Origin of the sequence: Streptococcus sp. HMSC066F01, from assembly GCF_001837335.1 — a bacterium.
Classification (GTDB): Bacteria; Bacillota; Bacilli; order Lactobacillales; family Streptococcaceae; genus Streptococcus; species Streptococcus oralis_S.
In genome coordinates this window covers 1-14,575 of record NZ_KV832074.1, presented here as the reverse complement: position 1 = coordinate 14,575, position 14,575 = coordinate 1, and the positions used below count along the sequence as shown (strand labels likewise).

General features: G+C 44.1%; 10 protein-coding genes and 8 tRNA genes. 3 read left to right on the top strand and 15 right to left on the bottom strand.

The window, feature by feature from the left end; all coding sequences use genetic code 11:
• Positions 1-95: 95 nt before the first annotated feature.
• From HMPREF2655_RS02050 to HMPREF2655_RS02040, 3 genes are all read left to right on the top strand, one after another.
• Positions 96-1,085: a PTS sugar transporter subunit IIB gene (locus tag HMPREF2655_RS02050; RefSeq protein WP_000021983.1), complete on the top strand. Its 990-nt coding sequence runs from the start codon at positions 96-98 to the stop codon at positions 1,083-1,085.
• A 75-nt stretch (positions 1,086-1,160) separates the two neighbouring features.
• Complete coding sequence (locus tag HMPREF2655_RS02045; protein ID WP_049490467.1) at positions 1,161-1,973, top strand: PTS mannose/fructose/sorbose transporter subunit IIC; 813 nt, start codon at positions 1,161-1,163, stop codon at positions 1,971-1,973.
• A gap of 14 nt (positions 1,974-1,987) precedes the next feature.
• Positions 1,988-2,899, top strand: coding sequence for a PTS system mannose/fructose/sorbose family transporter subunit IID (locus HMPREF2655_RS02040; RefSeq protein ID WP_000818322.1), 912 nt, complete (start codon positions 1,988-1,990; stop codon positions 2,897-2,899).
• 59 nt (positions 2,900-2,958) lie between these two features.
• Here HMPREF2655_RS02040 and HMPREF2655_RS02035 read toward each other — a convergent pair whose 3' ends face one another.
• The 15 genes from HMPREF2655_RS02035 to HMPREF2655_RS01960 form a co-directional block, all read right to left on the bottom strand.
• Positions 2,959-5,187 carry an HAD-IC family P-type ATPase gene (locus HMPREF2655_RS02035; protein ID WP_070837370.1) on the bottom strand — a complete coding sequence of 743 codons (2,229 nt, stop codon included), beginning with the start codon at positions 5,185-5,187 and terminating at the stop codon, positions 2,959-2,961.
• A 164-nt stretch (positions 5,188-5,351) separates the two neighbouring features.
• A complete protein-coding gene (pepC, locus tag HMPREF2655_RS02030) occupies positions 5,352-6,686 on the bottom strand; it encodes an aminopeptidase C (RefSeq protein ID WP_070837368.1) in 1,335 nt (444 codons plus the stop codon).
• A gap of 110 nt (positions 6,687-6,796) precedes the next feature.
• On the bottom strand, positions 6,797-7,519 hold the full coding sequence (locus tag HMPREF2655_RS02020) for a pseudouridine synthase (RefSeq protein WP_070837364.1): 723 nt from the start codon (positions 7,517-7,519) through the stop codon (positions 6,797-6,799).
• A gap of 72 nt (positions 7,520-7,591) precedes the next feature.
• Positions 7,592-7,822, bottom strand: a complete 231-nt coding sequence (locus HMPREF2655_RS02015; protein ID WP_000901578.1) for a GlsB/YeaQ/YmgE family stress response membrane protein — start codon at positions 7,820-7,822, stop codon at positions 7,592-7,594.
• Positions 7,823-7,831: 9 nt separating this feature from the next.
• The gene (locus tag HMPREF2655_RS02010; RefSeq protein WP_070837362.1) at positions 7,832-9,073 is read right to left on the bottom strand and encodes an aminopeptidase; all 1,242 of its coding nucleotides are present in this window, start codon (positions 9,071-9,073) and stop codon (positions 7,832-7,834) included.
• A gap of 21 nt (positions 9,074-9,094) precedes the next feature.
• The gene (locus tag HMPREF2655_RS02005; RefSeq protein WP_000776613.1) at positions 9,095-9,247 is read right to left on the bottom strand and encodes a hypothetical protein; all 153 of its coding nucleotides are present in this window, start codon (positions 9,245-9,247) and stop codon (positions 9,095-9,097) included.
• Between the two features lie 23 nt (positions 9,248-9,270).
• On the bottom strand, positions 9,271-13,662 hold the full coding sequence (locus HMPREF2655_RS02000) for a PolC-type DNA polymerase III (RefSeq protein ID WP_070837360.1): 4,392 nt from the start codon (positions 13,660-13,662) through the stop codon (positions 9,271-9,273).
• Between the two features lie 175 nt (positions 13,663-13,837).
• Positions 13,838-13,911, bottom strand: a tRNA-Pro gene (locus HMPREF2655_RS01995).
• Positions 13,912-13,926: 15 nt separating this feature from the next.
• A tRNA-Arg gene (locus HMPREF2655_RS01990) sits at positions 13,927-14,000 on the bottom strand.
• Between the two features lie 11 nt (positions 14,001-14,011).
• Positions 14,012-14,097: transfer RNA gene (locus HMPREF2655_RS01985), tRNA-Leu, on the bottom strand.
• A gap of 7 nt (positions 14,098-14,104) precedes the next feature.
• Positions 14,105-14,176, bottom strand: a tRNA-Gly gene (locus HMPREF2655_RS01980).
• A 26-nt stretch (positions 14,177-14,202) separates the two neighbouring features.
• Positions 14,203-14,275 (bottom strand) — tRNA-Thr (locus HMPREF2655_RS01975).
• Positions 14,276-14,287: 12 nt separating this feature from the next.
• Positions 14,288-14,369: transfer RNA gene (locus HMPREF2655_RS01970), tRNA-Leu, on the bottom strand.
• 5 nt (positions 14,370-14,374) lie between these two features.
• Positions 14,375-14,447: transfer RNA gene (locus tag HMPREF2655_RS01965), tRNA-Lys, on the bottom strand.
• Between the two features lie 24 nt (positions 14,448-14,471).
• Positions 14,472-14,544, bottom strand: a tRNA-Asp gene (locus HMPREF2655_RS01960).
• Positions 14,545-14,575: the final 31 nt, after the last annotated feature.

The following is a 14,575-nucleotide window of genomic DNA, read 5'->3' as shown; positions in this document are numbered from 1 at the left end:
AGTTGATTTTTATATGAAAACGGTTTATACTTAAAGTTAGGCTTAAAGTTTTCTTAAACATACAGTCAAACATTTTATAAGGAGGAATGACAATAATGAGTATCGGAATCATTATTGCGAGCCACGGCGAATTTGCTGCGGGTATTCATCAGTCAGGATCTATGATCTTTGGTGAACAAGAAAAGGTTCAAGTTGTAACCTTTATGCCAAATGAAGGTCCAGATGACCTTTACGCTAAATTCAACAACGCTGTGGCTGCATTTGACGCAGAAGATGAGGTTCTAGTATTGGCTGACCTTTGGAGTGGATCTCCATTCAACCAAGCTAGCCGCGTAATGGGAGAAAATCCAGAACGTAAGTTTGCCATCATCACAGGACTGAACTTGCCGATGTTGATCCAAGCCTACACAGAGCGCCTTATGGACGCGAATGCAGGTGTGGATAAAGTCGCTGCGAATATCATTAAAGAAGCCAAAGATGGCATCAAGGCTCTTCCAGAAGAGCTTAACCCAGTTGAGGAAGTTGCAACTGCTGCAGCTGCTCCAGTTGCCCAAGCTGCTATTCCAGAAGGAACAGTTATCGGTGACGGTAAACTGAAAATCAACCTTGCTCGTCTAGACACTCGTCTCCTTCACGGTCAGGTTGCCACTGCTTGGACTCCTGATTCAAAAGCAGACCGTATCATCGTTGCTTCAGACAACGTTGCAAACGACGAATTGCGTAAAGAATTGATCAAACAAGCAGCTCCAAACGGAGTAAAAGCTAACGTTGTCCCAATCCAGAAATTGATCGACGTTGCAAAAGACCCACGTTTCGGCGAAACTCATGCCCTTATCTTGTTTGAAACTCCACAAGATGCACTTCGTGCTATCGAAGGTGGCGTGCCAATCAAGACCCTTAACGTTGGTTCTATGGCTCACTCAACAGGTAAAACAATGATCAACAACGTTTTGTCTATGGACAAAGAAGACGTTGCAACCTTTGAAAAAATGCGTGACCTCGGTGTTGAATTTGACGTACGTAAAGTACCAAACGACACGAAAAAAGATTTGTTTGACTTGATTAAGAAAGCAAACGTTCAATAATTTTAATCTGTTTCGATCATTTTTGAAAACAGGATTAAATACTTTATTAAAACTAAATAGAAAAGGAATAAAACCATGTCAGATATTTCAATCATTTCTGCTATCTTGGTTGTAGTTGTTGCCTTCCTTGCAGGTCTTGAAGGTATCCTCGACCAATTCCAATTCCATCAACCAATCGTCGCATGTACCCTTATCGGACTTGCAACTGGTAACCTCGAAGCAGGTGTTATGCTTGGTGGATCTCTTCAAATGATCGCCCTTGGTTGGGCAAACATCGGAGCTGCCGTAGCTCCTGACGCTGCTCTTGCATCTGTTGCCGCAGCGATTATCTTGATCAAAGGTGGTAACTTTACTACTGAAGGTATCGCCGTCGCAACAGCCACAGCTATCCCTCTTGCCGTAGCTGGACTTTTCTTGACTATGATTGTTCGTACAATCTCAGTTGGTTTGGTTCACACTGCAGATGCTGCCGCTAAAGAAGGAAATATTGCAGCTGTTGAACGTGCTCACTTTATCGCACTTCTTCTTCAAGGTCTTCGTATTGCAATCCCTGCAGCCTTCCTTATCGCTATCCCAGCTTCTGCCGTTCAAGATGCTCTTAAATTGATGCCAGAATGGTTGAATGGTGGTATGGCTGTCGGTGGTGCTATGGTCGTTGCCGTTGGTTACGCTATGGTTATCAACATGATGGCAACTCGTGAAGTATGGCCATTCTTCGCAATCGGTTTTGCTCTTGCAGCAATCTCTCAATTGACTTTGATTGCCCTTGGTGTCATCGGTGTTGCCCTTGCCTTCATCTACCTTAACCTTACAAAACAAGGTGGAAACGGTGGCGGCGGAGCTGCAACTTCTAACGACCCAATCGGTGATATCCTAGAAGACTACTAGAAAGGGGAACAATCATGGCTGAAAAAATTCAATTATCAAAATCAGATCGTCAAAAAGTTTGGTGGCGTTCACAATTCCTTCAAGGTTCTTGGAACTACGAACGTATGCAAAACTTGGGTTGGGCTTACTCATTGATCCCAGCTATCAAAAAATTGTACACTAAAAAAGAAGACCAAGCGGCTGCTCTTGAGCGCCACCTTGAATTCTTCAACACTCACCCATACGTCGCTGCTCCAATCATGGGGGTTACTCTTGCACTTGAAGAAGAGCGCGCTAACGGTGTTGAAATCGACGACGCGGCTATCCAAGGGGTTAAAATCGGTATGATGGGACCTCTTGCTGGTATCGGTGACCCAGTATTCTGGTTTACAGTTCGTCCTATCCTTGGAGCTCTTGGTGCATCACTTGCTGCATCTGGTAACCTTGTTGGTCCACTTCTCTTCTTCTTCGGATGGAATGCTATCCGTATGGCCTTCCTATGGTACACACAAGAGTTCGGTTACAAAGCTGGATCTGAGATCACTAAAGACATGTCTGGTGGTATCTTGAAAGACATCACTAAAGGTGCTTCTATCCTTGGTATGTTCATCCTTGCCGTTCTTGTACAACGTTGGGTATCCATCAACTTCACTATCAACCTTCCAGGCAAACAATTGTCAGAAGGTGCCTACATCAACTTCCCAGAAGGTCCTGTTACAGGAGCTGAGTTGAAGGGCATTCTTGGTCAAGCGCTTAGTGGTATGAGCCTAGATAGAGTTCAACCACAAACGCTTCAAGGTCAGTTGGACTCATTGATTCCAGGATTGATGGGACTTCTCCTTACTTTCCTTTGCATGTGGTTGCTTAAGAAAAAAGTATCTCCAATCACAATCATCCTTGCCCTCTTTGCAGTTGGTATCGCAGCTCGTTTCTTCGGTATCATGTAATCTCGGTGAGAATATATAAACAAAAAAGAATCAGGATTAAACCTGATTCTTTTTATGTATCAACTTTTTCTCCTAGTAAGATAATGAAAGCACCCAATCACCACTGCTAGTATGGCAACATAGAGTAGCTGTTTGGCTTCTAAAGGCACAAAAGCTCCCTGTAGGATAAAAGTATTGGCAAGTACACCAACAAGGGCTGCAAGGCTCAAAAGTATGAGCAAGGCTAGTTTGTATCGATTAAATGGTAGACTAACCTTGGCAACTAGACACAGACCATTGACCAAAGCAAGGAGGAAGCAAATAAATTTGATCTGACCTGGGACAGTGATAAAGAAGTTCGTCAAGAGTATACTAGCGACTAGAATGCCACCACCAATCGCAGCATTGGTCAAAATATCTCGCATAAAATGTGTGCTGACCTTTTCTTTATTGGACTCAAAAGTTAGGAAGAAAGATGGAATCCCAATCGTAATGGCTGAAATGATTGTAAACTGAATGGGGATAAAGGCGAATTCCAAACCAAATACCACACTCAAAATGGCAAAAACGATGGAGAAGAAGGTCTTTGTTAGAAAAAGAGAGGCTACCTTTTGGATGTTGTTGATGACACGGCGTCCTTCCATCAAGATATCATAAAATACTGAAAAATCATCTGTCAGGAAAACAATATTGGATACACTTTTAGCTGCGCTGGTAGCCCCCTTCATGGCAAAGCTGATATCTGCTTTCTTGAGAGCCAGAACATCATTGACCCCGTCACCGCTCATTGCAACTGTTTTACCAGCATTTTGCAAAATAGATACCATCTTTTGCTTCTGTTCAGGTGTCACGCGACCAAAGATATCGTGCTCCAAGACTACTCTTTCAAAGTCATCATCGCTCACCTTGGTCATATCAATCGCACGGGCTTCTTCCTTAAAACCTGCCTTACGAGCCACCCCATATACAGCCACATGATTATCACCACTGATAATCTTCACTTCAACACCTTGAGATTCAAAATAGTCAAAGGTTTCCTTGGTATTGTCCTTAATCTCATCTGACAAAACGACGTGGCCTAGTAGTTCCATATTGGCTGGACTCGTGATGTGGTCCTTACTATGAGCAAGGGACAAAATTCGAAAACCTTGCTGTTTCAGATGCTCATAGTAGGCATCCATCGGCTGGGTAAAGCCTAGAAATTCATAAGCTCCGAAGAAATAGGTCCCACCGTCTTTTACTTGGACAAAGGAATACTTATTTTTACTTGAAAAGGCACCAACTTCTTGAACTTCCCACTTTTTCTCACAGGTTAAGTAAGTCTTCAGAGCTCGGGAAGTTGCATTTTCATCTTCGAAATAAGCCAAATAAGAAGATAGCTTCTCTGCTACATTAGCATCCATTTCTTGGACCTTCATATTCCCCGTCGTGATAGTTCCTGTCTTATCAAAACAAAGAACATCTACTCGCGCCAAGGTCTCTACACAGTATAGCTCCTGCACCAGAACCTTCTTTTTAGCCAGCTTCATGGCCGCTACCGCAAGGGATACACTGACCAGGAGAATCAACCCCTCCGGAATCATGCCGACCAAGGCACCTGAACTTCCCAAGACAATTTCAACATAAGACCGTCCTAGACTAAAACCTCTGACATAGAGCAGAATGGCAACTGGCACCACCAAGATAGAGACGATTTTTAAAATCTTATCCATGTAATCGCGCAATTGAGAAGGGTATTTTTTGAATTCCTTGCTGGATTTTGCGAGTTTGTTGATATAACTATCGGAACCCACAGCTGTAGCAAGGACCAGACACGTGCCGCTGACAACATTGCTTCCGCTCATCAGCTGGTCACCAACTGTTTTAAAGACCGAATCACTCTCACCAGTCAGCAAGGACTCATCAACTTCAATATTCCCTTCAAGAACTTCTGCATCGACAGGCACCTGATCCCCCAGATTGAGATGCAGATACTCACCCAGAACGATGTCCTCCGGATCAATCTCAATCGTTTGACCATCTCGGTTGACTCTGTACTTACTTTTACCTAGCAAACTTAGCTTTTCTAAAGCATTTTTTGAACGCACTTCTTGGAAAATCCCGATGGCTGTATTGATAGCAATCACGCCTAAAAAGAGCATATTCTCAAATCGCAAGGTTGTGGCTACCAGAACTGCCAGAGCCAAGTTCATGGCATTAAAGAAGGTAAAGATATTTGAAACGACAATTTCCTTGGTTGTTTTGTAAGGTTTAATGTCGCTGATATTTCGTTGACGATCCTTGATGTCTTGACTGCTTAAATACTTCATTTCTACTCCGATATCCTTTTGTACTACTATAGTAACACATATCTTTTTCTCTGTCACTTAAAGACTCAAAATAAGGAGAACTCACTTAGCAAGCAGCATCTATCGCCACTTCAAGAAGAACTTAAAAAGAGGCTAGGATTTCCCTAACCTCTTTTCTTTATGCTTTATTCTGCCAAGGCTCCCATTGGATCCCATGGTGCGAGTACGATTGGTTCTGCTTCATAAGCAGCTTGTTCTTCTGCTGTCAGCAATTCCTTACGGACAACGATTTGATAGGTGTATTCATCCATCCAAGCATCTGAGGCAACGAAGTAACCATCTGTACCGACCTTGTCTCCCCATGAGTTTTCAACCTTCCACTTGGTTGACTTGCCATTTTCATCCAAATCCACACCTGTCAAGACCATGGCGTGGGTCATCAAACTTTCGCTGTAGTCCAAACGTCCAGCTTTGTCTTGAGTGAGTTGAATATCCATGCTTGATTCAAAGTCATAAACATCTGTCGCAAGGATTCCAGCTTTGCGGTTGCTGAGCTGGCCGACATCTGAACCAAACCAAACAGTTTCTCCTGTCTGCATTTGGGCAATCGCCAATTCTTTCAAACGCTCCATAGGAACGTTGATATAACGAACTGCACGGCTACCAACCACATTTCCTAACATCTCAACTGTGTAAGATTTGCCGTAAGGCTTGTCAGCAGTTGGGGCATTGATAACAGAAACGTAGTCTTCTAGAGGAAGATTGACATATTTCTTGTAAAATTCTTGTGGTGTGATACCCTTTTCGCTTTGGTAGTTGTTATCCTTATCGCGATAAGCAAAGTCAAATTTACGCGTTGGAAGTCCTAGTGACATAGCAAGGAAGTTAAAGATTTCTTGCAAGAGGTCTTCTTTCTTAGCTTGAACAGTCGCTTGGTCTGCACCAGAAGCGAGCAAGTCACGCAAGATTTGAGCATCTTGGCGAAGCAATTTGTTAAGGATGGCATTGAGCTCACGGCTGCTGCTAGATGAAACAGACTCAGGATAAACAGACTTAGGAACGACACCGTATTTCTCAAAGAGGGCAACAACCATATCCCATTGACCACCATCTTGTTGAGGTGTTTGGAGTAGGAAGCTAACCTTGCGACTCGTCAATTCTTGGTCTGCAGTCGCAATCACTTGCTCCAAGAACCAGTTGGATTTCTCGTATTTGTCCCAGAAGAATGTGTGGGCTTGTGACAATTCAAAGTTCTCCAGTTTGTATTGAGAGATGAGTTTGTGGCGGAAGGTGTTGAGAGCTGCAAACATCCAGCAACGACCAGACGCTTTCTGGTTAGTAACCTTGTCCTTGGTCAAATCCAATGAGAAAACAGGTGCATTGTCTACGTGACTTTGGCGACGTTCCAGGGCTGCAAAAATTCCGTTATGGCTGGCAGCATTTTCAATCGCTTGGTATTTGACATTTGCTTCATAGTTAGCAAATAATTGATCCGTAAATGATTCTTGAATCGCGTTCATAGATTCCTCCTTTTATTCTAATGTCTATTATAACTCTTTTCACAAAGGAAGCAACCGAAAAACTTAAAAAGGCAAGGACATTCTCCTCACCTTTTCTAACATAATCCAAACTAAGCAATACTAGCAAGGAGCTCCTCTAACTCCTCCTTGGTCAAGCGACGCCATTCTCCTTGTTCTAAGTTCTCATCCAAGGCTAAAGTTCCCATCGTCAAACGTTGTAGGTCCACCACTTCCTTGCCACAGTAGGCCACCATGCGTTTGACCTGATGAAACTTACCTTCAGCAATGGTCACACGAACCAGACTTTGATTTTTTTCTGGATCTACCGATACAAGCTCCAGTCTAGCAGGCTGACAGGTAAAGTCTTTGAGAGGAATGCCCTTGGCAAATGTCTCCACATCTTCTTGGGTCATAATACCTTTGACTTGAGCTAGATAGGTCTTATCCACATGACGTTTAGGCGAAAGAAGAGAATGGGCAAGCTGGCCGTCATTGGTCAAGAGCAGAAGACCATGCGTATCGATATCCAAGCGTCCTACTGGGAAAACTTCCTTGCTCCTAGCAATATCATCCAGCAAGTCTAGAACCGTTCTATGCTTGGAATCTTCAGTCGCTGAAATAACTCCTTGGGGCTTGTTCATCATGTAGTAGACAAACTCTTCATACTCCAGCACTTGACCATCAAAGCGAATTTCGTCTTTTTCTTCATTTATTTGCAATTTTGCTGATTTTTCTTTCTTGCCATTGACCGTCACGCGTCCAGCCTTGAGCAAGTTTTTGACCTCCGTCCGACTCCCTACAGCGCAGGCAACTAAAAATTTATCTAATCTCATAAAACTATTATATCATACTCAAAAGGAGGCTGGTACAATGACCAACCTCCTTTTCTTTTCAGATTTAAGAAATTAACTTCCTCGTCTCCAGAAAATAGCTAAGACAACCATAGCGCCCAAAACAGCCGGAACAATAGCTATCCCTGCTAGGTTTGGACCCCAAGTCCCAAAGAGCAGGTGGCCCAAAGAAGCACCAATCCATCCGAGAAACATTTTTCCAAAGCATCCCATGCTCTCTCCACGATTGGTCAAAGCACCTGCCAAGAGTCCCACTAGGAGACCAACAAACATACTTCCAAGCATAGCGTCTCCTTAAATTGCCCAGTCTCCATTACGGAAGAGTGGTACGCGTGTTCCATCCTCACGGATACCATCGATATCCATTTGATTTGAACCAATCATAAAGTCCACGTGAACATCTGAACGGTTCAGTCCAACAGCTTCAAGTTCTTCTTCGCTCATCTCTGCCCCACCAACAACGCTGGTCGCATAGGCTGCACCGATAGCCAAGTGGTTTGAAGCATTCTCATCGAAAAGAGTGTTGAAGAAGGTAATCCCTGACTGAGAAATTGGGCTTGGATCTGGTACCAAGGCACATTCGCCCAAGGCACGCGCACCAGCATTTTCAAAGACAAGGTCTTTCATGACCTGATCACCCTTTTCAGCAGTAATGTCTACGATTTGACCATCCTTGAAGGTTACTTTAATCCCTTCGATGATATTTCCGTTGTAGCTAAGTGGTTTTGTAGAGGTTACATAGCCATCTGCACGACGGAAATCAGGCGCTGTAAAGACTTCTTCTGTTGGCATATTTGGCAAGAATCCTTCGCCCTGTGCATTGATAGCACCAGCTGATTCCCAAACGTGGTTCTTTGGCAAACCAAGTGTCAAATCAGTTCCTGGCGCTGTGTAATGAAGGGATGAAAATTGCTCTTTATTAAGCATTTCCGCCTTGCTCTTAAGGATTGCTGCATGTTCTTCCCAAGCCTTAACTGGATCTTCTTCGTAGACACGGCAAGTTTTGAAGATTTGATCCCAAAGGAGGTCCACTGCTTCTTCATCGCTCGCAGCATTTGAAAAGACCTTCTTAGCCCACTCAAGCCCTGCTGCAGCTGCTACAGTCCAGCTAACCTTGTTGGATTGCGTTGCGATACGCATTGGCTTCATGGCAAGTCCCATAGCTTTGGCAGAAGCTGAAAGCTTGTCAGCATCGACTCCGTTCAAGGCACCTGGATCAGATGAACGGACTCCGAGACGGCTAGCCTTGTTCTCCAAGAGATAGTTCATCTCAGCAATCTTGTATTCTGGTACATTGTTCAGACGCTCTATCGGCGCGTGGAGGAATTTCTCACGGTTGATCACATCATCTGTCCACTGAACGATGACCTCATGCGCACCCAAGGCATAGGCTTCTTTCACGATCAAATGCGCCAACTCACGTTGCTCCACATCGATAGAAAGAGCCAAGGTGTGACCAGGTTGCACGTTAATTCCATTCGCAACCAACAATTTCGCATATTTTTCTAGATTTTCTTTAAAATTTGGTAAAACCATTCTATTCTTCCTTTTCTTTTGTTATTTTTCCTTCAAAGCAGAAAATAATCCTGCTAAAGCAATGGCACCAGACAAGAGCGCTGTTGATAGTATAATTGTTTCATCTGCTAGCTCTAGCTGATAGTCAAAAATCTTTTCAGCAGGTTTATCTTCCGCAAAAATCCTAAGCTTCATAAAGATGTTCTCCATTCTAATTCTTAAAACAAATCATCAAACAAACTCAACTGGTTATCCTCTGGCATATTGCCGAGAATCCCCATTTCATCCATCTTTTCAACTAAGGTAGATGAGAGTCCGCCACGCTTGCGGAGTTCGGTTTTAGAGAGGAATTCCCCTTCTTTTCGAGCACGCACCAACTGCTTAGCAACGTTCTCTCCTAGACCATCCATTGCGACAAATGGTGGGATAAGAGTGTCTCCATCAATGATGAATTCAGTCGCATCACTACGATAGAGATCTAACTTGCCAAACTTAAAGCCACGTTCCCACATTTCATTGACAATCTCAAGAGTTGTATAAAGATCAATTTCCACATTAGAGGCTTCATTGTTCTTCCGTTTTTCAGCGATTTCTTCCATTCTACGCTTAATGGCATCCAAGCCTGCTCCCATGGTTTTGATATCAAAAGCCTTGGCGCGGATAGAGAAGTAAGCACAGTAATAATAAATGGGATGGTGAACCTTGAAGTAGGCCACACGCAAGGCCATCATAACGTAGGCTGCCGCATGGGCTTTGGGGAACATATATTTGATTTTCCCACAAGATTCGATATACCACTCTGGCACCTTATTGGCCTTCATGGCTTCGATATAGCCATTTCTCTCCTCTTCGGAGATCTTCAACCACAAGCCCTTACGTACCCGTTCCATGATGGTAAAGGCCATCTTAGGTTCAAGACCAGAATGCATGAGATAAACCATGATATCGTCCCGACAACCGATAACAGTCGATAGGTCCGCAATCCCTTGCTTGATCAGATCCTGGGCATTTCCCAACCACACATCGGTACCGTGGGACAGACCTGAGAGCTGAAGCAACTCCGCAAAAGTCGTCGGATGCGTCTCATCTACCATCCCACGTACAAAGTTGGTTCCAAACTCTGGAATCCCCAGCATACCCGTCGGCGTTCCGATTTGCTCAGGTGTCACGCCAAGCACATCAGTCCCTGAAAAGAGGGCCATGACACCTTCATCATCCATAGGAATTTCATTAGGGTCAATCCCAGACAAGTCCTGCAGTTTCCGAATCATGGTCGGATCATCATGACCCAGCACATCGAGTTTGAGGACGTTCTCATCGATATCGTGGAAGTTAAAGTGGGTAGTCTGCCATTCAGCCGTCACGTCATCCGCTGGATACTGAACAGGCGTAAAGTCGTAGACATCCATGTAGTTAGGAATAACAACGATTCCCCCTGGGTGTTGTCCTGTTGTCCGCTTGACACCAGCCGCACCTTGAGCGAGGCGTTCCACCTCCGCATCTCGATAAAACTTCCCATAGTCACGCTCGTAACCCTTGACAAAGCCATATGCAGTCTTAGCAGCAACTGTACCAACCGTTCCTGCACGGAAGGCATACTCTGAACCAAAGATATCACGCACATCCAAGTGAGCGCTAGGTTGGTCTTCTCCCGAGAAGTTCAAGTCAATATCGGGAACCTTGTCTCCATCAAAACCAAGGAAGGTTTCAAAAGGAATATCCTGCCCATTTTTGCTGAGTTTGTGACCGCAGTTTGGACAGTCCTTATTGGGCATATCAAACCCTGAACCGTAAGAACCATCGGTGATAAACTCACTGTACTGACACTGAACACAGACATAGTGAGGAGAGAGAGGATTAACCTCCGTAATCCCAATCATGGTCGCGACGAAACTAGAACCGACAGACCCGCGAGAACCAACCAAGTAACCCCGTTCATTGGAACGTTGCACCAGCATCTGCGAAGCCAGGTAAATAACGGCAAATCCATTCCCCAGAATGGAAGTTAACTCCTTTTCAATTCGCAAATCAACAATATCTGGCAGCGGATTTCCATAGATCTCAAAAGCTTTCTTATAGGTCAACTCGGCGACCGTTTCTTCCGCCTTGTCAATGAAAGGTGTGTACAAGTCACCCTTAACAACCTCAACAGGTTCAAAGATATTTGCCAAGGCATTGGTGTTTTCAATGACTAATTTGCGTGCTAAATCTTCGCCCAAGAAGGCAAATTCATCCAACATCTCATTAGTCGTTCTGAAATGAGCTTTTGGAAGTGGTGCTGGTTGGGCATGTTCCCCATGACCGATGGTTCGGTTAATCATAGCCCCCTGTCCCAAACTACGGACGATAATTTCACGGTAAATTTCTTCTTCTGGTTCGATATAATGGACATTTCCCGTAGCCAGAACAGGCTTACCAAGACGGTCCCCAACCTCTATCAAACTCCTGATAATGGTCTGGAGTTCCTCCATATCCTTGACCTGCTCCTTGGCAATTAATGGCGCATAGATGGCAGGTGGCATGACCTCGATAAAGTCATAATACTTGGCCACTTCAACCGCTGCATCCACACCTTGGGAAACAACTGCGTCAAAAACTTCACCCTCGGAGCAAGCCGACCCTAAAATCAAGCCTTCCCGATGGGCATCTAGAACCGTTCTCGGAATCCGTGGCACCCCTTCAAAGTACTTGGTATTGGACAAAGAAACCAGCTTAAAAATATTTTTTAAACCAACTTGATTCTTGACATAGATAGTCGCATGCTTGATCCGAGCTTTTTTATAAGAGTCTGGACTAATCAAATCAATGTTTAGTCTAGCTAGATCGGTCACCCCATGTTTTTCTGCTACCTCTTTGATAAAGATGAAAAGCAGACGACCAGTCGCTTCCGCATCGTAGTTGGCCATGTGGTGATGTTCAAGTGCTACACCAAAACGCTTAGTCAAAGGTCCCAAACCATGACGTTTATACTCAGGATAGAGATTTCTAGCAAACTCCAGCGTATCGATAACTGGCTGGCTAATCTTAGGCAGACCATGACGCTCATAATTGGTATTCATAAAACCAACGTCAAAGGTGGCATTGTGGGCGACTAAGACTGTATCCTTGCAAAATTCTTGGAATTCTTGTAAAACTTGTTCCAGTGGTTTGGCATTTTTGACATGATCATCTGTAATACCTGTCAACTCAGTAGTAAAGGCTGACAAGGGATGCCCAGGATTGATAAATTCATCAAATTCTGCAATAACATTCCCCTTGTACATCTTAGAGGCCGCAACCTGAATCAGGTCATTATAAATAGCTGATAGTCCTGTCGTTTCCACGTCAAAAACTACGTAGGTTGCTTCTGACAAGTCCATCTCCACTTCGTTGTAAACGATAGGGACACGGTCCTCCACGATATTGGCTTCCATTCCATAGATCAGCTGGATTCCAGCTTTCTTAGCTGCCTTGTAGCCGTGTGGGAAAGATTGAACATTTCCATGGTCGGTGATGGCAACCGCCTTGTGTCCCCACTTAGCAGCTGTCGCAACGATCTCCTCTACCTCTGGTAAAGCATCCATGGTCGACATGTTGGTATGAGCATGAAACTCAACCCGACGCTCACCTTCTAGCATCAAATCCTTCCGCTCATAGTGAACAACTTCCTGCACATCCTGCACGTTCATGGTCAAATCACGCGTGAAGTTATTCATCTCCACATTCCCACGAACTCGAAGCCAAGAATTCTTCTTAATGATGTCAAACTTCTGAGCCTCTTCTTCATTCTTAACCCATTTTTGCATTGAAAAACTTGAAGTGTAGTCTGTCATTTTAAAGTTGATCAAAACGCGACCAGTTCTGGTCACCTTATGCTCCACATCAAAAACGACCCCTTCAAAGACCAGACGATTTTCCTCAGTCGTCACGTCAATCATCTGGGTAACTTTAGCCTTATCTAGTTTAGGCTTGGCCGCAGCCTTTTTAGCCTGAAAATCAAAGACTGGCTTCTCTTCTACTGGAGGAGGAGCCATTTGTTCCAATTGCTCCATAGCCCGGAGCGCTTCCTCATTGGCAGCTTGAACAATCTGTTCATTCTCCGTATGGAAGGCTTCCTTCTGCTCTTGTGTAAGAGCATCATTCTTTTCTATTTGGCATACAAAAGCTGGAAAACCAAACTTTTCGAGTTGCTTTGCCAAATTAGGAAGATGATTCTTCTTAAAGTGTTCCTTATCAATCGCCTCTGAACCTTCAATAATGAGTTGATTTCCTTCCGCACGAACTTTCAAATTTTGATAAAGAGACTTAAACCCTTGACTAGCACATGGACCTTCAGAAAAAGCCTCCTTATAGTAGGCCTGCAAGAGTTCATTAGAGAATTCTTGAGAAAGAGCCTTGATTTCAAAAACAGCTCGATTCCCTGTCTTAGAAAATTCTTCACTAAGCCCTTTCTTTAACTCCAAAAAGATTTCAATCGGTAAAATATTAGAAAATACAAAATGAAATTCCCAAATCTTACTAATTTTATGAACCACAACACGCTCAATTCTGGCATCAACAAGAGCAGGATTCTGTCTCAATTGATCAGAAATTCCCAGTTGATTCATTAAAATTTCAAACTTACTTGCCATTCATTTTCCTCACATTATTCTCTTACTATTTTACCATAATTAAAGAAAATATATGACTAGTACCATTCCTTAAACACTGCTAGTTTACCCAAATTTGTTCCGTAAACAAAAAAGAAGACTCTCAGAATCTCCTTAGTAAATAAAAAAAGATACCCTTAAGTATCCTCGTAATCAATCGGGAAGACAGGATTCGAACCTGCGACACCTTGGTCCCAAACCAAGTACTCTACCAAGCTGAGCTACTTCCCGCGTTAAATAAAAAAATGCACCCTAGAGGAGTCGAACCTCTAACCGCCTGATTCGTAGTCAGGTACTCTATCCAGTTGAGCTAAGGGTGCTCATCATTATATGCCGAGGACCGGAATCGAACCGGTACGATCGTTACCAATCGCAGGATTTTAAGTCCTGTGCGTCTGCCAGTTCCGCCACCCCGGCCTCTCTAAGCGAACGACGGGATTCGAACCCGCGACCCCCACCTTGGCAAGGTGGTGTTCTACCACTGAACTACGTTCGCATCGACCTCTTATTCTATATAAAAAATGCCGGCTACATGACTTGAACACGCGACCCTCTGATTACAAATCAGATGCTCTACCAACTGAGCTAAGCCGGCTACTTTCTATTATGCGGGTTAAGGGACTTGAACCCCCACGCCGTTAAGCGCCAGATCCTAAATCTGGTGCGTCTGCCAATTCCGCCAAACCCGCAAATATGACCCGTACTGGGCTCGAACCAGTGACCCATTGATTAAAAGTCAATTGCTCTACCAACTGAGCTAACGAGTCTAAAATAACTTCCGTTATCTTAAACGGTCCCGACGGGAATCGAACCCGCGATCTTCGCCGTGACAGGGCGACGTGATAACCGCTACACTACGGGACCTATGGGAGTTAACGGGATCGAACCGCTGACC